Source organism: Serpentinimonas sp. SSL01 (genome assembly GCF_056323735.1).
In genome coordinates this window covers 1,839,854-1,859,963 of sequence record NZ_CM150487.1, presented here as the reverse complement: position 1 = coordinate 1,859,963, position 20,110 = coordinate 1,839,854, and the positions used below count along the sequence as shown (strand labels likewise).

Genomic DNA, 20,110 nt, shown 5'->3' with positions numbered 1-20,110 from the left:
CAAGCCCTTGGATGGTGTCGCGCCCGCAACAGTGGCGGGGCTCAATCCGTGGGCTCAGTGCACAAAATCAGGGAAAACCCTTATAGTTGAGCCATGTCAGTCACCGATCCAATCTTCAGCCCACCCCGCGCAAGGCCACGCGTGTGTGCTGCTTCGCGCCCAGCGGCGCCGATTGCGACCCTTGAGGCGGCGCAGCGGCCGGCGATTCTGCGCCACCTGCTGGCCTTGGACGAGCACGACCGTTATCTGCGCTTTGGTTATGCGGCCAGCGATGTGCACATCCGCCACTACGTTGAGGGTTTGCGCTTCGGCTGCGACGAAGTGTTTGGTATTTTTAACTGGCGCATGCGGCTGATCGCTATGGCCCATCTGGCTTACACGGTCCGCAGCCGCAGCGAACAATCGGCCGAGTTTGGTGTCAGTGTGGCTCCCCATGTGCGAGGGCGCGGTTACGGGGCGGTTCTGTTTGCACACGCCGTGCGTCATGCCCGCAACGAAGGCGTGGCGCAGCTGGTGATACACGCCCTGAGCGAAAACGCCCCCATGCTGGCGATTGCCCGCAATGCTGGCGCGAGCGTGCTGCGCGAGGGCAGTGAGAGCGAGGCGCGCTTGTTGTTGCCCCCGGCCGATTTCCACTCCAGCGCCAGTGAGTGGTGGCAAGATCGCCTAGCGGGCGGTGACTATGCCCTCAAAAACGCCCACTACCTACTGCGCCGCTGGGTGCGTCGTGGTCTCGGGCGTCAGCGTGCTGTTGTATCCTAGGGGCTGATCAACTACCAGGCACCCTTGTGTCCGAACCCTCTCCCAGTAGTTCGCCGCAGCGTCGGCTGCGGCACGTGGACCAGCGCGGTTTTTTTAAGCGGCTGGTGGAATTTCTCAACCCCGGCCCCGACTCCAAGGACGAACTGATCGAGACCTTGGCCGAGGCCGAGGACAACGCCATCATCAACGCCGAGTCGCGCGCCATGCTCGAAGGCGTGATCCGCATCGCCGACATGACGGCGGGCGACGTGATGGTGGCAGCCCCGCGCATGGACGTGCTCGACATCCACGCGCCTTTCAACGAGGTGCTCAACACCGTGATTTCCACCGCCCACTCGCGCTTTCCCGTCTTTGAGGGCGAGCGCGACCAGATCATCGGCATCCTCATGGCCAAGGATTTGCTCAAACTGCAGCGCGCCCCGGAGCTCAACCTGCGCGCCCTGCTGCGCCCGGCCACCTTCGTGCCCGAAAGCAAGGGCCTCAACGATTTGCTGCGCGAGTTTCGCGGCAACCGCAACCACCTGGCGATCGTGATCGACGAATTTGGCCGCGTCGCCGGACTGATCACCATCGAAGACGTGCTCGAAGAGATCGTGGGCGAGATCGAAGACGAGTTCGACGTAGAAGAAGACGAAGGCGACATCTTCACGCTGGCCGACGGCTCCTGGCGCATCAATGGCGACACCCCGATCGAGCGCCTCAACGAGCGCTTTGGCGTCGAGCTGCCGCGCAATGGCTTTGAAACCATCGGCGGTCTGGTGGCGCACGAGCTCGGCCACGTGCCCAAGCGCGGCGAAAGCCACGCCTTGGGCGGCTTGCTGTTTCGCTCCCAGCACACCCGCGGCGGCACGGTGGTCTGGTTCAAGGTCACGCGCCTCGAGGGAGCGCCTTGATGCGCGGCGCCTGGTCGGCGGCGCTGCTGCTGGCGGGTTGGGTGCAGGCGCTGGCCTTGGCGTGGCCGTTCCAGACGCTGGCGCTGGCCGGCTGGGGCCTGCACGCCGGCGAGCCGACGCCGCTGCTGCAGTGGCTGGCGCTGTGCGTGCTGGTGCTGGCCATCGTGCGCGCGCCCAGCCGGCGCCGGGCGGCGTGGCGCACCGGCCTGTTTGCGCTGGCGTGGCTGTGCGGCAGCTTTTGGTGGCTGTTCGTGTCCATGAACACCTACGGTGGCATGGCGGTGCCGCTGGCGGCGGGCGCGGTGTTTTTGCTGGCGGCCTTTCTGGCCTTGTACTACGCTGCCGCTGGGGCTCTGTTTTGGCGCTGGCGCGCGGCTGCGCCGCTGGTGCAGGCCGTGGTTTTTGCGGCCTTGTGGACGCTGGCCGAGGTGGCGCGCGGCACCTTGCTGACTGGGTTTCCTTGGGGGGCGATCGGTTACGCCCACGTCGATTCGCTGGCCGTCTTGGCCCCTTGGGTGGGGGTCTATGGCATGGGCGCGCTGGCGGCGGCGCTGGCGGCGGGCACGGTGGCTGCCTTGGTGCAACGCAGCGCCCCGGCTGTGCCTTGGGAGCGGACGGTCACGGTGCCCTCGGGGCGTGGCCTGAGCCACGGTCACATGGCGTCGCCGCTGTTGCCGCTGCTGGCCCTGTGGCTGCCGCTGCTGCTGTGGCCCCACTTGGGCAGCTGGCTGGCGCAGCGTGTGCCCACCCTGACCGCAAGCACCGGCACCCTGCCGGTGCAACTGCTGCAAGGCAATGTGGCGCAGGACAAAAAGTTTGAGCCCAAGGTCGGTATCCCCTTTGCGCTGCAATGGTACAAAGAGCAGACCGCGCTGGCGCTCGACCGGTTCGACGCCGCCGGCAAGCCCGGCTTGGTGGTGTTGCCTGAAACCGCTATTCCGCTGCTGCCACAAGAGATCGATCCGCTCTGGTGGGAGGCCTTCTTGGGCCGCATCGAGCGCAGCCAGTCGGCGGTGATGATTGGCATCCCGGTGGGCAACTGGCGCGAGGGTTACACCAATTCGGTGCTGGGCTGGACGCCGTCGCTGCAGACCTTCCGCTACGACAAATACCACCTGGTGCCCTTTGGTGAGTTCGTGCCGCCGTTTTTCCAGTGGTTCGTCGACATGATGCAGATCCCACTGGGCAACTACCGCCCTGGCCCATTGGGGCAGGCGCCATTTGCGTGGGCGGGCCAGCACCTTGGGCCCAACATCTGCTACGAAGACCTGTTCGGCGAAGAACTGGCAGCGGCCTTTCGCGGCCCCTGGCAGGCCCCCACGGTTCTGGTCAACTTGAGCAACATCGGCTGGTTTGGCAACACCGTGGCGATCGATCAGCACCGCCACATCGCGCGCCTGCGCGCCCTGGAGTTGCAACGCCCGATGGTGCGCGCCACCAACACCGGCTCCACCGTGGGCATCGACCACATGGGCCGTGTGTTGGCCGAGTTGCCGCGCCTGACGCGCGGTGTGCTGGGTGTCACGGTCGAGGGCCGCAGCGGCCTGACCCCGTTTGCGCGCTGGGCCGCGCACTGGGGCTTGTGGCCGGTGGTGCTGGCGGCGCTGGCGCTGCTGGCGCTGTGCTGGCGCCGCACCTGGGCTTAGGCGCCCCCAGGGCACTAAAATCGGCCCTTCCGCGCGCTTTTGCTAGGCACCGCTTGGGCACCCTAGGCCGCCACCATGACGTTCCAACAAATCATCCTCCAACTGCAAAGCTACTGGGCGGCCCAAGGCTGTGCGCTGCTGCAACCCTACGACATGGAAGTGGGCGCGGGCACCAGTCACACCGCCACTTTTTTGCGCGCCCTGGGGCCCGAGCCCTGGAAAGCGGCCTATGTGCAGCCGAGCCGGCGCCCCAAAGACGGGCGCTACGGCCAGAACCCCAACCGCCTGCAACACTACTACCAGTATCAGGTGGTGCTCAAGCCGGCGCCGGCCAACATCCTCGAGCTGTATCTGGGCTCGTTGCAGGCGCTGGGCTTTGACCTGAAGCAAAACGACGTGCGCTTTGTCGAGGACGACTGGGAAAACCCGACGCTGGGCGCCTGGGGCTTGGGCTGGGAGGTCTGGCTCAACGGCATGGAGGTGACGCAGTTCACCTACTTCCAGCAAGTGGGCGGCATCGACTGCCGGCCGATCACCGGCGAGATCACCTACGGCCTCGAGCGCTTGGCGATGTACCTGCAAGGCGTGGAAAACGTCTACGACCTGGTCTGGACGCCGGGCCTGAGCTACGGCGACGTCTATCTGCAAAACGAGCAGGAGCAAAGCGCCTACAACTTTGAGCACGCCGACGCCGAGTTTTTGTTTGCCGCCTTTGCCGCCCACGAGCGCCAGGCGCAGCACCTGATCCGCAGCCAGCTCGCGCTGCCGGCCTACGAGCAGGTGCTCAAGTGCGCGCACAGCTTTAACCTGCTCGACGCGCGCGGCGCCATCAGCGTGACCGAGCGCGCGGCCTACATCGGGCGCATCCGCAACCTGGCGCGCAGCGTGGCGCAAAGCTACTTCGAGAGCCGGCAGCGGCTGGGCTTTCCCATGGCGCCGCGCCCTTGGGTGGCGCAGATGGAACCCCAAGCGGCCTGATGGGCACAACAACAGGCACAAGATTCATGCACAAGCACAACCTCCTGGTCGAACTGTTGGTCGAAGAACTGCCTCCCAAGGCGCTGAAAAAACTGGGCGAAGCCTTTGCCGGCGTGCTGGCCGAGCAGCTGCAAGCCCAAGGCTTGGCCGAGGCCGATGTGCGGCTCACCTCCTTTGCCTCGCCGCGGCGCTTGGCCGCGCACATCTGCGGCGTGGCGGCGCGCGCGCCGGATCGGCCGGTGGCGCACAAGCTCATGCCGGTGAGCGTGGGGCTCGATGCCAGCGGCGCACCCACGCAAGCGCTGCTCAAGCGCCTGGCGGCGCTGGGGGCCGACGCCACAGCCGTGCCCGGCCTGCGCCGCGCCGCCGATGGCAAGGCCGAGGCTTTGTATTTGGATAGCGTGCAGCCCGGCGTGAGCTTGGCGGTGGGGCTGCAAAAGGCGCTCGACGAGGCCCTGGCCCGGCTGCCCATCCCCAAGGTGATGAGCTACCAGCCCGAAAGCCACGGCAACAGCGACAGTGCCAGCGCGGCCTTTGTGCCCGGCTGGAGCAGCGTGCACTTCGTGCGCCCGGCGCATGGCTTGGTGGCGCTGCACGGCGCCGAGGTGGTGGCGGTGCACGCGCTGGGCCTGCGCGCCGGCCGCAGCACGCGCGGCCACCGCTTCGAGGCCGCGGTGGACCCGCTGCCGCTGCCCGATGCCGACAGCTACGCCGCCACGCTGCGCACCCAAGGTGCGGTGATCGCCAGCTACGCCGAGCGCAGCCTCGAGATGGTGCGCCAGCTGCGCCAGGCGGCGGCATCGGTGGGCGCGCGGCTCGAGGTCGAGCAGGGCTGCGCTGGCCTGAGCACCGAGGAAATCGAGCAGCGCCTGCTGGACGACGCGCTGGTGCAAGAAGTCACGGCGCTGGTCGAGCGGCCCACGGTGCTGGTGTGCGCCTTTGAGCGCCAGTTCCTCGAGGTGCCGCAAGAGTGCCTGATCCTGACCATGAAGGCCAACCAGAAGTACTTCCCGCTGCTCGATGCGCAGGGGCGCTTGAGCCACCAGTTTTTGGTGGTCAGCAACATCAACCCGGCCGACCCGAGCGCGGTGATCGCTGGCAACGAGCGCGTGGTGCGCCCGCGTTTGGCCGACGCCCGTTTTTTCTACGACCAGGACCGCAAGCGCTCGCTCGAATCGCGCCTGCTGGGGCTGGCCAAGGTGGTCTATCACAACCGGCTCGGCAGCCAAGGCGAGCGCGTGGAGCGCGTGCGCGCCATCGCTGGTGCCATCGCGCAGCGGCTGGGCGATGCGGGGCTGCTGCGCCAGGTCGAGCAGGCGGCGTTGCTGGCCAAGGCCGATTTACTCACCGACATGGTGGGCGAGTTCCCCGAGCTGCAAGGCATCATGGGGCGCACCTACGCCTTGCACGACGGGCTCGAACCGGTGGTGGCCGAGGCCATCGAAGACCACTACAAGCCGCGCTTTGCCGGCGATGCGCTGCCGCGCAACCCGGTAGGCTTGTGCGTGGCGCTGGCCGACAAGCTCGAAACCCTGGTGGGCCTGTTTGGCATCGGCAGCCTGCCCAGCGGCGACAAAGACCCCTACGCCTTGCGCCGCCACGCGCTGGGCGTGCTGCGCATGTGGATCGAGCGCGATTTGCCGCTGGACTGGGCCGAGCTGCTGGCGCTGGCGCGGCCGGTGTTTGGCGACCTGATCACCGACCCCAGCGCCGCCCTGACCGAGTTCGTGTTTGAGCGCCTGGCCGGCAGCTTGCGCGAGCAGGGCTACGGCGCGCACGAGGTGGACGCGGTGCTGGCGCTGCGCCCCACGTGCTTGGCCGAGGTGCCGCGCCGGCTCGAGGCGGTGCGCGCCTTTGCCGCCTTGCCGCAAGTGGCGGCGCTGGCAGCGGCCAACAAGCGCATCGGCAACATCTTGAAGAAATCGGCCGCTGGCGCGCCCGCAGCGCCCTCTGCATCGGACGCTGGCGCGGCCCAGGTGCAGCCGCAGCTGCTGGCCGAGCCAGCCGAGCAAGCCCTGTACGCCGCGCTGCAAACCACGCTGCCGCAAACCCAGGCCCAGTTCGAGGCCGGCGACTACCGCGCCCATTTGCTGGGGCTGGCGGCGCTGCATGGGCCGGTGGATGCGTTTTTCGAGTCGGTGCTGGTCAACGCCGACGACCCGGCCGTGCGTGCCAACCGGCTGGCGCTGCTGCACACCCTGCACCAAGCCATGAACCGCGTGGCCGAGCTGGCGCGGCTGGCCTAAGCCTCTAGCGCACCGCACCACATGCCCCACACCCGCGACTCCAAGCTGATCGTCATCGACCGCGACGGCACCCTGAATCCCGACCCCGAAGACTACCTGCGCAGCCCCGACGACTGGCAACCCTTGCCGGGGGCGCTCGAGGCGGTGGCGCGGCTCAACCAGGCCGGCTGGCGCGTGGTGGTGGCGACCAACCAATCGGGCCTAGGCCGTGGGTTGTTCGACATCGCCACCCTCAACGACATCCACACCCGCATGCACAAGGCGCTGGCGCAGGCCGGGGGTCGCGTGGAGGCGGTGTTTTTCTGCCCGCACGCGCCCGAAGACGAATGCGACTGCCGCAAACCGGCGCCGGGGCTCTTTCTGCAAATCAGCCAGCGCTTTGGCGTGCCGGCGGCGCAGATGGTGGCAGTCGGCGATTCGGTGCGCGACGCCCAAGCGGCGCTGGCCGCCGGCTGCGAGGCGCACCTGGTGCTCAGCGGCCAGTCTGTGGCGCACCGCGACGGCACGCTGCCGCCCGGTTTGCCCGCCGGCGTGAACGTGCACCCCGATTTGAGCGCTTTTGCCGACGCCATCGTGGCGCGGGCAAAGGCCATAGTCCCCGATAAAACAGGCCATTCATGACCGCCATTTACGCCCTGCGTTCGCTGCTGCATTTGTTGTTCATGGCCGTTACGGTGGTGCCGTGGGCGCTGGTGGTGGTGCTGGCCGCACCTTGGGTCAGCGGCGCCCGAACCTACCGCCTGTGCGTGGCCTGGCTGGCGACTTCGGTCTGGGCCGGAGGCTGGATTTTGGGCATCAAAAACCGCGTCAGCGGCTGGGAGCACCTGCCCACTGGGGAGCAGGACGCCGCGGTGCTGCTGGTCAAGCACCAGTCGGTCTGGGAGACCTTCAGCCTGCCGGCGCTGATGCCGCGTCCGCTGGCCTTTGTGTTCAAAAAAGAGCTGCTGCGCATCCCCTTTTTCGGCTGGGCGATGGGGCGCATGGACATGATCCACATCGACCGCGCACAACGCAGCCGGGCTTTTGCCAAGGTGGTGCAGCAAGGCCGGCGCCTGCTCGGCAAGGGCACGTGGGTCATCATGTTCCCCGAAGGCACGCGCATCCCGCGCGGCGAGGTGGGCCAGTACAAGAGCGGTGGCGCGCGGCTGGCGGTGCAGGCAGGGGTGCCGGTGATCCCAATCGCCGTCAATTCCGGCCGCTGCTGGCCGGCCAAGGCCTTCATCAAGCGCCCCGGTGTGGTCGAGCTGTCCATCGGCCCACCCATCCCCAGCGTGGGGCGTGACCCCGAGGAGCTGATGCGCGAGGTGCAAGACTGGATCGAGGCCGAGATGCGCCGCCTCGACCCCGAAGCCTACGCCGGCCAGCCCTGAAACAGCCCCCGCCTTTTTTGCCCCCCGTTGTCGCTGTGAGCACGCAACTGGATTTGTTGGACGCGCCACCGTTGCGCCACCCACAAGCCAACCGCGAATGCCTGCTCAACGGGCAGCGCGTGGGCTACCACTTCGAGCGCGCGGCACGCAAGACGCTGGGCTTGCGCATCGGGCCCCAAGGGCTGACCGTGCGCGCCCCCAGCCGCTTGGCGCAGGCCGAGGTGGAGCGTTTTTTGCTCAGCAAGGCGCGCTGGATACTCGACAAGCTGCAGCAGGTGCAGGCGCACTCGGCCGCAGCGGCTGCGCCCACACCCGAGCAGCAGGCGGCGCAACTGGCGGCGCGCTGGCGCGCCGGGGCGAGCGTGGCCTACCTGGGCCAGCCCTGGCCCTTGTTGCTGGAGCCGGCAGCGGGCTTGGCCCCGGGGAGTGCGCGCCTGAGCAGCGCCGGCCTGCAGCTGGCGCTGGCCCCCGGCAGCGCGCCCGAACGGGTGCGCAGCGCCGTGCACGCGTGGTTGCAGCACAGCGCCTACGATCTATACGTGCAGCGCTTGCAGCACTTTGCCCCGCAGCTGGGGGTGCGCTGGCGCGGCTTGAAGCTCAGCAACGCCGGCACGCGCTGGGGCAGCGCCAAGGCCGATGGCAGCCTGCGTTTGCACTGGCGCCTGATCCAGCTCGAGGCGCAGTTGATCGACTACGTGGTGGTGCACGAACTGGCGCACCTGCGCGAGATGAACCACAGCCCGGCCTTTTGGCGTCTGGTGCAGGGCGTGCTGCCCGATCAGCTCGAGCGCCGGCGCGCGCTGGCGCGGGTGCGCATCGAGCCCGATTGAGACCCGACACAGGGTTGTTCGAGCTGCCGCTAGCCTACTGCACCCGCTGGGCCTGGCCCAAGCAAGTTGCGCTGCTGCGCCCAGGCCTGCAAGGCGTCGGCGGGCAGTGGACGGCTGAGGAAATAACCTTGTGCCTGGTCGCAGCCGTGCTCGTGCAGCCAAGCCAGTTGCTCGGCCGTTTCCACCCCTTCGGCCACGGTGCGCATGCCCAGGTGGTCGGCCAGTCCGATCACGGCGCGCACGATGGCGCGGTCGTCCGGGTCGGCGTGCAGGTCGCGCACAAAACTTTGGTCGATCTTGAGTTTGGCCACCTTGAAGCGCTTGAGGTAGCTCAGCGACGAGTAGCCGGTGCCAAAGTCGTCGATGGCAATCGGCACTTGCAGCCGCCGCAAGCTCTCCATGGTGGCGATGGTGCCTTGCGGGTTGATCATGGCGCAGCTTTCGGTGAGCTCGATTTCCAGCCGGTGTGCTGGCAGGCCGCTGGCGCGCAACAGAGCTCCAATCCCATCGGCCAGCCTGGAGTCGCGAAACTGAACCGCCGACAAGTTGACGGCCATCGTCAACCCATCCAACCCAGCGGCGTCCCAGCGCTGCAACTGCAGCAGCGCTTGGTGAAGTACCCACTCACCGATCGACAAGATGAGGCCTGAGGTTTCGGCCAGCGGAATGAACTCGGCCGGCGAGATCGGGCCCAGCTCGCTGTGCTGCCAGCGCAGCAGGGCTTCCACGCCCAGCAAGGCGCCATCGCCGAGCCGCACCTGGGGCTGATAGACCAGCGCCAGTTGCCCACGCTCCAGCGCCAGCCGCAAATCGGTTTGCAGGCGCAGCGTGCGGCTGCTTTGGGTACGCAATTCGGGCGCGTAAAAGCGAAAGGTGCTGCGCCCCTCTTGTTTGGCCTGGTACATCGCCAGGTCGGCGCTACGGGCCAGTTCGTCCAGCGTTTCACCGTCGCGCATGAAGAGCGCAATCCCGATCGAGAGCGTCGCCGTCACCTCGTGCTCGCCGAGGGTGAAGCTGTGGCGCGTTTGTTCGGTCAGTTTCTCAGCCACGAGGCGGGCCGACGCCGCATCGCAGCCGGGCAGCATCAGCACGAATTCGTCGCCACCCTGGCGCGAGAGCGTGTCGCCAGCGCGCAACAGGGTGCTCAGGCGCTGCGCCATCTGCACCAGCAGCTGGTCGCCCACGTGGTGCCCCAAGATGTCGTTGATGTGCTTGAAGTTGTCGATGTCGATGTACATCAGCGCCAAGGGCTGGTCTTGGCGCCGCGCCACCACCGCCGCCTGGTGGTAGCGATCCTGCAGCAGCAGCCGGTTGGCTAGGCCGGTGAGCGCATCAAAGTACGCCATGCGCTCGATTTGCTGCTCGACCAGTTTGCTTTGGGTGATGTCTTCTTTGATGCCCAGGTAGTGCGTGATGCGGCCGTTGGGCTGCACGATCGGGGCCAAGCGCGCCATTTCGGTGTAGCTGCTGCCGTCTTTGCGCCGGTTGATCAGCTCCCCGTTCCAAGGGCGACCAGCAGTGAGCGCTTCCCACATTTCCCGGTAAACCGAGGGCGGGGTTTGGCCAGACTGCAAGAAACGTGGGTTTTTGCCCAGCACTTCCTCTGGGCTGTAGCCGGTGGCGCGGAAAAATGCGGCGTTGGCGTACTCGATTTCGGCATTTAAGTTGGCGATCACGATCGAAGACGGGCTTTGCTCGACCGCCTGCTGCAATTTGATCAAGGTGTCGAGCGACTGGTAGCGCTCGATCGCCAGTCCGGCCAAGTAGGCACCGCGCTCGAGCAACGCCAATTCGCCTGGGTTGGGCGGGGCGACTTGGCGCGCATAAACGGCAAAAGTGCCCAGTACCCTGCCCTGTGCCCCCTTGATGGGCACCGACCAGCAGGCTGCCAAGCCGTGCGCCAGGGCCAAGTGTTTGTAATCGGCCCACAGCGGGTCGGTGGCGATGTCGGACACGACCACGGTTTGGCCGCTGTGCGCCGCCGTACCACACGAGCCCGCGGCCGGGCCTATGGGGCTGCCGTTGATGGCGGCTCGGTAGGGGGGCGGCAGATCGGGGCCGGCGCAGTCGAGCAAGGTGTTGCTTTTGGGTTCGAGCAGCAGCACGCTAAAAAGGCGCTCGGGCAGCAGGCTTTGGTAGCCATGCACCATGAACTCGAGCAAAGGCTGCAACTCGGTGTGGCCCAGCAGCCGCTCCAGCGTCTGGCGCTCCAGCTCGGCCATTTGCTCGTGGTGTTTGCGTGCGCTGATGTCAAGCAGCACCCCGTGCGCCCAGGTGATGGTGCCGGCTGCGTCGTACTCTATCCAGGTGCGGTCTTCGATCCAGACCCAGCGCCCGTCGGCGGTGCGCAGGCGATAATGCTGCACATAGTTCTCGATGCCTTGCAGGCGCTTGGCTTCGACCTCGGCGTTGAGCGCGTCCAAGTCGTGTGGGTGCACCAGATCGAGGTAGAGCAGGTGCTGGCGCATCCAGTCGGTGGCGCGGTAGCCCCACTGGCTCACGTTTTCACTCACGTACGCGACCGGACAGCCTTCGGCTCCCACCCAGGTGATTGCCACCACAGGCGAGGCATTGATGGCGGTGGCCAAAAATCCCGGGCCGGAATGACGCGGACCCGGGGCGTAGGGGGCAAAGGGATGCGGCGCTTCCATGGCAAATGGCAGTGATCAGATTTTCGCTTGCGGCATTATGAGCCCATTGAGAAACAAGGGTGTTGACGGCGCACAACATGGTTAAAACCAGCTACAGCATCAGCGATTTGGCGCGCGAGTTCGACCTGACCACGCGCGCCATTCGTTTCTACGAAGACATGGGGCTGCTGCAGCCGCAGCGCAGCGGCGCGCTCGGGCGCAACCGCGTCTACAGCGCGCGCGACCGCACCCGGCTCAAGCTCGTGCTGCGCGCCAAGCGCTTGGGCCTGAGCCTGTCGCAAGCCAAAGAAATCATCGACATGTACGACACCCCGCGCGACAGCGGGCCGCAGCTGCGCAAGTTTTTGGCGGTGCTGGCGTTGCACCGGCGCCAGCTCGAAGAGCAACTGGCCGACCTGCAAGCCAACCTAGACGAGGTGAAAGTGCATGAAAAAGAAGCCAAGGCCCTGCTGGCCAAGCTGGGGGGCTGAGCTTGGGGGAGTACTGCGCTGAACCGGTGCCGTGGGCGTGTTGCCGGCGTGAGTTTTTTGAGGCCATAATTGACGTTTACGTAAACGTAAATTAAAGTTGGCCCCTGATCTGGCCGGCCACACAGGAGACCCTATGCCGCACGCACCCACCGCCGCCGAGCTTGCTGCGCTCACCGAGCGCGTGCAAAGCAGCCTCGAGCGCCAAGGCATGATGCAGCCGCTGGGTGTGCGCTTGCTGGCCGTGGCGCCGGGTACGGTGACGCTGGCCATGCCCTACTCGGAGCGCGTGGCGCAGCAGCAAGGCGGCTTTCATGGCGGCGCCATGGGCGCGCTGGCCGACATCGCCGGTGGCTACGCCGCCCTCACCGTGGCCCCCGAGGGCATGGAGGTGACCACGGTGGAGTACAAAATCAACTTTCTGGCCGCCTTTCAGGGCGGCGAGCTGCAGGCCACGGGCAAAGTGGTGCGCGCCGGCAAGCGCATCATCGTGACCACGGCCGAGGTGGTGCACGTGGCGCCCGACGGCCGGCGCAGCGTGTGCGCGCTGATGCAGCAGACCATCGTGCCCGTGCCCAAAACCTATTGATCCACCCCTGCCACCCCCACCACCTCTAACCTCAAAAAACCGGAGACACCGACCATGAGCGCACTGCCCAACCTGCCCGGCCTCGATTTCATGCTGGGCGACGACATCAACGCCCTGCGCGACGCGGTGCGCGACTTCGCCCAGGCCGAAATCGCCCCGCGCGCGGCCGAGATCGACCGCAGCGACCAGTTTCCCATGGACTTGTGGCGCAAAATGGGCGAGTTGGGCGTGCTCGGTATCACCGTGGGCGAGGAATACGGCGGCGCCAATATGGGCTACCTGGCGCACATGATCGCCATGGAGGAAATCTCGCGCGCCAGCGCCAGCGTGGGCCTGAGCTACGGCGCGCACTCCAACCTGTGCGTGAACCAGATCAAGCGCAACGGCAGCGAGGCGCAGCGCGCCAAGTACCTGCCCAAGCTCATCAGCGGCGAGCACGTGGGCGCGCTGGCCATGAGCGAGACCGGCGCCGGCTCCGACGTGATCGGCATGAAGCTGCGCGCCCAAGAGCGCGGCGGCTGCTACCTGCTCAACGGCAGCAAAATGTGGATCACCAACGGCCCCGACGCCGACACGCTGGTGGTCTATGCCAAGACCGAGCCCGAGCTGGGCGCGCGCGGCGTGACCGCGTTCCTGATCGAAAAAGGCATGCCGGGCTTTGGCGTAGCGCAAAAGCTCGACAAACTGGGCATGCGCGGCAGCCACACCGGCGAGCTGGTGTTCAACAACGTCGAGGTGCCGGCCGACAACATCCTCGGCGGCCTGAATCAAGGCGCCAAGGTGCTGATGAGCGGCCTGGACTACGAGCGCGCCGTGCTGGCCGCCGGCCCCATTGGCATCATGCAGGCGGTGCTCGACAACGTGGTGCCCTACATCCACGAGCGCAAGCAGTTTGGCCAGAGCATCGGCGAGTTTCAGCTGGTGCAGGGCAAGGTGGCCGACATGTACACCGTGCTGCAGGCCGGCCGCGCCTTTTGCTACCAGATCGGCAAAAACCTGGATCAACTGGGCGCCGCGCACGTGCGCCAGGTGCGCAAAGACTGCGCCTCGGTGATTTTGTGGTGCGCCGAACAGGCCACCAAAATGGCCGGCGACGGCATCCAGCTCTTTGGCGGCAACGGCTACATCAACGACTACCCGCTGGGCCGCCTGTGGCGCGACGCCAAGCTGTACGAGATCGGTGCCGGCACCAGCGAAATCCGGCGCATGCTGATTGGGCGCGAGCTGTACAACGAGACCCGCTGAAAGCGCCGCACCCCCTACAAAGCGGCGCCGCGCCCGGCTGACCACACGCCAGTGGCTTGCAGATGGGCCGGAACCAGCACGCTGAACAGTAGGCAGGGCGGCCTGTTTTTGTGCTAGTGTCAGGGTCTGCATGCGGGCAGATGGCCTGCTCGGCCCTTGTCCCCCTTCAACTGCCTATGGTCACCACCCTGCCGCAACGGCTCGACTCCACGCTGGCGCACGACATCGCGCGCGCCATGATCGACGGTTTCGACCGCCATTACCGCCTGTTCCGGGCCGAGTCGGCGCGCGCCAAGCACCGCTTTGAAACCCAAGATTGGCACGGTCAGCAGCGCGCCCAGCGCGAGCGCATCGAGTTTTACGACCTGCGCGTCAAGGAATGCGTGACGCGGCTGGAGCGCGAATACCACGCCGCGCAGCTGCCGATGGAGGTCTGGCAGCAGATCAAGCTGTTTTATGTCGGCATGCTGGTGGACCACCGCCAACCCGAGCTGGCCGAGACCTTTTTTAATTCGGTCAGCACCAAGATTCTGGATCGCTGCTATTTCCAGAACGACTTCATCTTCGTGCGCCCGGCGGTGAGCACCGAATACCTAGAGCCGCAAGACCCGCAGACCCACACCAGCTACCGCAGTTATTATCCGCAGCGCGCCAATTTGCTCGATGAATTGCGCCGCATGGTGCGCGATTTTGGCCTGCGCGCGCCGTTTGAAGATTTCGAGCGCGACACGTTGTCGGTGTATGAGGCGCTGCTGCCTTTGTTTGAGCACGACAAACTGCGCGCCAATTTCCAGATTCAGGTGCTGCACAGCCTGTTTTATCGCAACAAGGGCGCCTATGCGGTCGGCAAGCTGATCAACGGTTTTCAAGAGCTGCCCTTTGCATTGCCGATTCTGCACAACGAACAGGGCCAGTTGGTGATCGACACCCTGTTGCACGGCGAAGACGATCTGCTGATGGTGTTCAGCTTTGCGCGCGCCTACTTCATGGTTGACATGGAAGTGCCCAGCGCCTACGTGCAGTTTTTGCGCAGCATGATGCCGCGCAAACCGCGGGCCGAGTTTTACAACGCGCTGGGGCTGGCCAAGCAGGGCAAAACGCTGTTTTACCGCGATTTTTTGTACCACATGCGGCACAGCACCGACCGCTTCCGGATTTCGCCCGGCATCAAGGGCATGGTCATGCTGGTGTTTGACCTGCCGAGTTTCCCGTTTGTGTTCAAGGTCATCAAGGATTTTTATCCGCCGCAAAAAGACACCACGCGCGAGCAGATCCGGGGTAAATACCAGCTCGTCAAGCAGCACGACCGGGTCGGGCGCATGGCCGATTCGCTCGAGTTCAGCGAAGTCGGGTTTCCGCGCGACCGCTTCGAGGACGAGTTGATCGAGGAGATCAAAAAGTTTGCCCCCAGCCAGATCGAAATCAGCGACCGCGATGGCGACGGTACGATCGAAGTCGTGATCAAGCACCTCTACATCGAGCGGCGCATGATCCCGCTCAACATCTACCTGCAAGAGGCTTTTGACGTGCTGCGCCACGACCGCAACCATGCCGGCGCGCGCCGGCAGCTCGAGCGCGCGGTGTTCGAATACGGCAATGCCATCAAAGACTTGGTGGCGGCCAACATCTTCCCCGGCGACATGCTGTGGAAGAACTTTGGCATCACACGCCACGGCAAGGTGGTGTTTTACGATTACGACGAAATCGAATACATCACCGATTGCAATTTCCGCCGTGTGCCACAAGCGCGCAACGACGACGACGAGATGAGCGGCGACGTCTGGTACAACGTGGCCAAGAACGACGTCTTTCCCGAAACCTTTGGCCCCTTTTTGCTCAGCAACCCGCTGGTGCGCGAGGTCTTCATGCGCCACCACGCCGATCTGCTGCAAGCCGATTTCTGGCAGGGGCACAAAGACCGCATCTTGGCCGGCCACGTGCACGATGTGTTTCCCTACGAGCGCGAGCGCCGCTTTGGGGTGCAGCGCGCCCAAGCGGCGCTGGCGGCCGAGTTGGCGGCCGAACTGGCGGCGCAGGCGGCGGTGCTAGAAGCGCAAGCGGCGCAAACAGCGGCCTTGAGCTCGAGCGCCCAAACCCCTTAGAGCCCAGCGCTGCGGCCCCCATGACGATCGACGACGCCTTCATGCTGGCGGCCAACGCCGTGACGGTGATCGGCTTGCCCTTTGCCCTCTGGACTTATGTGCAGCAAGCGCGCAAAGAGCGCGAAAACGAAGAAGAAGAAGCCTACCAGCACCTGAGCGACGCCTACAACCAGTTTTTGCAGGTGGTGCTCTCACACGCCGATTTGCAGCTGCGCAGCACCCGTGCCCTGCCCAACCCCACGCCTGAGCAGCGCGAGCGCATGCTGGTGATCTTCGACATGCTCATCAGCCTGTTCGAGCGCGCCTACCTGGTGGCCTACAAAGAGCAGATGAGCCCGACCGAGCAGCGGCGCTGGAACAGCTGGGACGACTACATGCGCGAGTGGTGCCGGCGCGAAGACTTTGCCGCCGCGCTCGATCAGTTGCTGCGCGGCGAAGACCCGGACTTTGTGGCCTACATCGAGCGCGTGGCGCGCCAAGAGCGCGAGGCGGTGCAGCGCGAGGCCGCAACCGCCTAAATTTTTCTGCACCCTGCCAAATTTTTTATCAGGAGCCCCGCCATGAACCCAGTCGCCGACCCGATCGTCATCGTTTCCGCCGCCCGCACCCCGATGGGCAGTTTGCAGGGCGACTTTGCCGCGCTGGCGGCGCACGACTTGGGCGGGGTGGCGATCGCCGCCGCGGTGGCGCGCGCCGGCATTGCGCCCGAACTCGTCACCGAGGTGCTGATGGGCAACTGCTTGCTGGCAGGACAAGGCCAAGCGCCGGCGCGCCAAGCGGCTTTCAAGGGCGGCTTGCCCGACAGCGCCGGCGCCGTGACGCTGTCCAAAATGTGCGGCTCCGGCATGCGCGCGGCCATGTTTGCGCACGACATGCTGCTGGCCGGCAGCCACGAGGTGCTGATCGCCGGTGGCATGGAGAGCATGAGCAACGCCCCCTACCTGCTGGCCAAGGCGCGCGGCGGCTACCGCATCGGCCACGACCGCATCTACGACCACATGATGCTCGACGGCCTCGAGGACGCCTACGAACCGGGGCGCAGCATGGGCACCTTTGGCGAAGACTGCGCCGCTCACTACGGGTTCACCCGCGCCCAGCAAGACGCCTACGCCACCGCCAGCGTGCAGCGCGCCCAGCGCGCCATTCAGGATGGCAGCTTTGCAGATGAAATCGCCCCGGTCACGCTGCAAGAGCGCAGCGGCGCGCGCGAGGTGCGCATCGATGAAGGGCCGGGCCGCATCAAGCTCGACAAAATCCCAACGCTCAAACCGGCCTTCAAAAAAGACGGCACCGTGACCGCAGCCAGCAGCTCCAGCATCAACGACGGCGCCGCCGCGCTGCTGCTCATGCGCGCCAGCACGGCGCAGCGGCTCGGTTGCACACCGCTGGTGCGCGTCTGCGCCCACGCCACCCACGCCCAAGCGCCGCAGTGGTTTGCTACCGCGCCGGTGGGCGCGAGCCTAAAGCTGCTGGCCAAGCTGGGCTGGACGGCAGACGAAGTCGATCTGTGGGAAGTCAACGAGGCCTTTGCCGTGGTGGCGATGGCGCTGATGCACGACCTAAAAGTGCCGCACGAGCGCGTCAACGTCAACGGCGGCGCCTGCGCGCTGGGGCACCCGATCGGGGCCAGCGGCGCGCGCATACTGGTCACGCTCATCCACGCCATGCGCGCCCGCAACGCCCGGCGCGGCGTGGCCACGCTGTGCATCGGCGGCGGCGAGGCCACGGCCATGGCGCTGGAATTGCTCTAAGCCAGATTTTTAAGCAAACGCGAGGCCTAGCCGTGCTGCTCACCCCCGACCAACTGCAAATCCGCGACGCCGTGCGCGCCTTCGCCCTCGAGCAACTGTGGCCGCACGCCGCCGCTTGGGACCAAGGGCACATCTTCCCCAAAGAGGCGCACCAGGGGCTGGCGGCCTTGGGTTGCTACGGCATCTGCGTGCCCGAGGCGCTGGGTGGTGTGGGGCTCGACACCCTGACGCTGGCGCTGGTGCTGGAAGAAATCGCGGCCGGCGACGGCGGCGTGAGCACCACCATCAGCGTCACCAACTGCCCGGTCAACGCCATTTTGCTGCGCTACGGCAGCAGCGCGCAGCAGCAGCGCTGGCTGGTGCCGCTGGCGCGCGGCGAGCTGCTGGGCGGCTTTGCCCTGACCGAGCCGCAGGCCGGCTCCGACGCGTCTGAGCTGCGCACGCGCGCGCGGCGCGACGGCGACGGCTATGTGCTCGACGGCGTCAAGCAATTCATCACCAGCGGCCAATACGGGGATTTGTTGATCGTCATCGCCGTCACCGACCCGGCGGCGGGCAAAAAGGGCCTGAGCGCCTTTCTGGTGCCCACCACCACCCCCGGCTACTTGGTGGAGCGGCTCGAGGACAAAATCGGCCAGCACAGCAGCGACACGGCCCAAATCCGCTTCGAGGGCTGCCGCATCGCGCTCGAGCAGCGCATCGGGGCCGAGGGCGAGGGCTACAAAATCGCCCTCGGTGCGCTCGAAGGCGGGCGCATCGGCATCGCGGCGCAGAGCGTGGGCATGGCGCGCAGCGCGCTCGACTTTGCCATCGGCTACGCCCGCGAGCGGCGCAGTTTTGGCCGCGCCATCATCGAGCACCAAGGCGTGGGCTTCAAGCTCGCCGACTGCGCCACCCGGCTGGAGGCGGCGCGGCAACTGGTCTGGCACGCCGCCAGCTTGCGCGACGCCGGGCTGCCCTGCCTCAAAGAAGCCGCCATGGCCAAGCTCTTTGCCAGCGAAGTGGCCGAGCAGGTCTGCTCGGCTGCCATCCAGACCTTGGGTGGCTACGGCGTGGTGCGCGATTTCCCGGTGGAGCGCATCTACCGCGACGTGCGCGTGTGCCAAATTTACGAAGGCACCAGCGAAGTGCAAAAAATCCTCATTCAACGCGCCTTGGCGGCCCCATGAACATCATCATTTTTGGCGCCGGCCGGGTGGGCGAGAGCGTGGCCGAGAGCCTGGTGTCGGAGCACAACGACATCACCGTCATCGACCAAGACCCGCTGCGCATCCGCGCCCTCGAAGACCGGCTCGATTTGCGCGGCCTGGTGGGCAACGGCATCCAGCCCTCGGTGCTGCGCGAGGCCGGGGCCCAAGACGCCGACATGGTGATTGCCTGCGCCGCAGCCGACGAATCGAACCTGGTGGTGTGCAAGATCGCGCACGACGTCTTTAGCGTGCCCACCACCATCGCGCGCCTGCGCTCGCCCGAGTTCGCCGAGGGCGACGAGCTGATGAGCAAGGCCGGCTTTGCGGTCGATCACGTGATCTGCCCCGAAGAGTTGGTGATGCGCTTCATCCACCAGCTCATCGAGTACCCCGAAGCCCTGCAAGTGCTCGAGTTTGCCGATGGCCGGGTCTGCCTGATCGCGGTGCGCGCCGAGCACGGCGGCACCTTGGTTGGGCGCACCATCGCCCAGTTCAAAGAGCTGCTGCCGCACGCCGACATGCGCGTGGTGGCGCTGTACCGGCTCGACACCGAGATGGAGGCCACGCGCGAAACCCGCATCCTGCCCGGCGACGAGCTGTTCGTGCTGGCGGCGGCCGACCAGATCCGGCTCGTGCTGGCGGCCATCCACACCATCGACAAACCGGTGCTTCGCGTGATGATCGCCGGCGGCGGCCGGGTCGGGTTGCGGCTGGCGCGCAGCCTGAGCGGCCAGTACCAGGTCAAAGTGATCGAGCACAACGCGCTGCGCTGCGAATACCTGGCCAGCCAACTGCCCTCGAGCACGCTGGTGCTGCGCGGCGACTGCACCGACGAGTCGCTGCTCGAGGAAGAAAATGTGGCCGACATGGACTTGTTCCTGTCGCTGACCAACGACGACGAAGACAACATCATGGCCGCCATGCTGGCCAAGCGGCTGGGCGCGCGGCGCGTGATGGCGCTCATCAACCGCCGCGCCTACGCCGACATGATGCAGGGCAGCGCCATCGACATCGCCATTTCGCCGGCGCAAACCGTGATCGGCGAGCTGCTCACCCACGTGCGCCGCGGCGACGTGGTGGCGGTGCACAGCCTGCGCCGCGGCGCCGCCGAAGCGCTCGAAGGGGTGGCGCGCGGCGACGTCAAAACCTCCAAGCTGGTGGGGCGCCGCATCGAAGAGATCGCGCTGCCGCAGGGGGCACGCTTTGGCGCCATCGTGCGCGGCCAGGGGCGCGAAGCCCAGGTGCTGATGCCGCACCACGACACCCTGATCGAGGCCGAAGACCACGTGGTGATCTTCATCCCGCACAAGCGCTTGGTGCGCGAGGTGGAAAAACTGTTCCAGGTCACGGCCACTTTTTTCGGCTAAACCCTTGTTTCCCATGCCGCTGC

17 protein-coding genes are annotated in these 20,110 nt (G+C 66.3%); 16 read left to right on the top strand and 1 reads right to left on the bottom strand.

Features of this window, described 5'->3' with window-relative positions:
* Positions 1-141: 141 nt before the first annotated feature.
* The 8 genes from ACVMK0_RS08750 to ACVMK0_RS08715 all read left to right on the top strand — a co-directional run bounded on the left by ACVMK0_RS08750 (position 142) and on the right by ACVMK0_RS08715 (position 8,725).
* Entirely contained in the window at positions 142-762 is a 621-nt protein-coding gene (locus ACVMK0_RS08750) for a GNAT family N-acetyltransferase (protein WP_052468483.1), read from the top strand.
* 26 nt (positions 763-788) lie between these two features.
* Positions 789-1,655 carry an HlyC/CorC family transporter gene (locus tag ACVMK0_RS08745; RefSeq protein WP_476463562.1) on the top strand — a complete coding sequence of 289 codons (867 nt, stop codon included), beginning with the start codon at positions 789-791 and terminating at the stop codon, positions 1,653-1,655.
* Positions 1,655-3,301, top strand: a complete 1,647-nt coding sequence (gene lnt / locus ACVMK0_RS08740) for an apolipoprotein N-acyltransferase (RefSeq protein ID WP_476463561.1) — start codon at positions 1,655-1,657, stop codon at positions 3,299-3,301. The genes ACVMK0_RS08745 and lnt overlap by 1 nt, the downstream gene beginning before the upstream one ends.
* A 75-nt stretch (positions 3,302-3,376) precedes the next feature.
* Positions 3,377-4,279 carry a glycine--tRNA ligase subunit alpha gene (glyQ, locus tag ACVMK0_RS08735; protein ID WP_045536405.1) on the top strand — a complete coding sequence of 301 codons (903 nt, stop codon included), beginning with the start codon at positions 3,377-3,379 and terminating at the stop codon, positions 4,277-4,279.
* 26 nt (positions 4,280-4,305) lie between these two features.
* Positions 4,306-6,525 carry a glycine--tRNA ligase subunit beta gene (gene glyS, locus ACVMK0_RS08730; protein WP_476463560.1) on the top strand — a complete coding sequence of 740 codons (2,220 nt, stop codon included), beginning with the start codon at positions 4,306-4,308 and terminating at the stop codon, positions 6,523-6,525.
* Between the two features lie 21 nt (positions 6,526-6,546).
* Entirely contained in the window at positions 6,547-7,146 is a 600-nt protein-coding gene (gmhB, locus tag ACVMK0_RS08725) for a D-glycero-beta-D-manno-heptose 1,7-bisphosphate 7-phosphatase (protein WP_476463559.1), read from the top strand.
* Positions 7,143-7,895, top strand: a complete 753-nt coding sequence (locus ACVMK0_RS08720) for a lysophospholipid acyltransferase family protein (RefSeq protein WP_476463558.1) — start codon at positions 7,143-7,145, stop codon at positions 7,893-7,895. Before gmhB ends, ACVMK0_RS08720 begins: the two co-directional genes overlap by 4 nt.
* A gap of 35 nt (positions 7,896-7,930) precedes the next feature.
* Complete coding sequence (locus ACVMK0_RS08715; RefSeq protein ID WP_476463557.1) at positions 7,931-8,725, top strand: M48 family metallopeptidase; 795 nt, start codon at positions 7,931-7,933, stop codon at positions 8,723-8,725.
* A gap of 29 nt (positions 8,726-8,754) precedes the next feature.
* Here ACVMK0_RS08715 and ACVMK0_RS08710 read toward each other — a convergent pair whose 3' ends face one another.
* Positions 8,755-11,238 (bottom strand): putative bifunctional diguanylate cyclase/phosphodiesterase, encoded by a 2,484-nt coding sequence (locus tag ACVMK0_RS08710; protein WP_476463556.1) that lies wholly within the window; start codon positions 11,236-11,238, stop codon positions 8,755-8,757.
* Positions 11,239-11,453: 215 nt separating this feature from the next.
* On the opposite strand from ACVMK0_RS08710, the gene ACVMK0_RS08705 reads away from it, so the two are divergent.
* From ACVMK0_RS08705 to trkA, 8 genes are all read left to right on the top strand, one after another.
* A complete protein-coding gene (locus tag ACVMK0_RS08705; RefSeq protein WP_034109661.1) occupies positions 11,454-11,846 on the top strand; it encodes a MerR family transcriptional regulator in 393 nt (130 codons plus the stop codon).
* Positions 11,847-11,979: 133 nt separating this feature from the next.
* Complete coding sequence (locus tag ACVMK0_RS08700) at positions 11,980-12,432, top strand: PaaI family thioesterase (RefSeq protein WP_034109659.1); 453 nt, start codon at positions 11,980-11,982, stop codon at positions 12,430-12,432.
* Between the two features lie 54 nt (positions 12,433-12,486).
* Entirely contained in the window at positions 12,487-13,677 is a 1,191-nt protein-coding gene (locus tag ACVMK0_RS08695; RefSeq protein ID WP_250960500.1) for an isovaleryl-CoA dehydrogenase, read from the top strand.
* A gap of 176 nt (positions 13,678-13,853) precedes the next feature.
* Complete coding sequence (aceK, locus tag ACVMK0_RS08690; protein ID WP_476463555.1) at positions 13,854-15,779, top strand: bifunctional isocitrate dehydrogenase kinase/phosphatase; 1,926 nt, start codon at positions 13,854-13,856, stop codon at positions 15,777-15,779.
* 20 nt (positions 15,780-15,799) lie between these two features.
* Positions 15,800-16,297, top strand: coding sequence for a hypothetical protein (locus ACVMK0_RS08685; RefSeq protein WP_045536394.1), 498 nt, complete (start codon positions 15,800-15,802; stop codon positions 16,295-16,297).
* A gap of 42 nt (positions 16,298-16,339) precedes the next feature.
* On the top strand, positions 16,340-17,530 hold the full coding sequence (locus ACVMK0_RS08680; RefSeq protein ID WP_476463554.1) for an acetyl-CoA C-acyltransferase: 1,191 nt from the start codon (positions 16,340-16,342) through the stop codon (positions 17,528-17,530).
* A gap of 32 nt (positions 17,531-17,562) precedes the next feature.
* Positions 17,563-18,699: an acyl-CoA dehydrogenase family protein gene (locus ACVMK0_RS08675; protein ID WP_476463553.1), complete on the top strand. Its 1,137-nt coding sequence runs from the start codon at positions 17,563-17,565 to the stop codon at positions 18,697-18,699.
* Entirely contained in the window at positions 18,696-20,087 is a 1,392-nt protein-coding gene (gene trkA / locus ACVMK0_RS08670; protein ID WP_476463552.1) for a Trk system potassium transporter TrkA, read from the top strand. Before ACVMK0_RS08675 ends, trkA begins: the two co-directional genes overlap by 4 nt.
* The last annotated feature ends 23 nt before the right edge of the window (positions 20,088-20,110 follow it).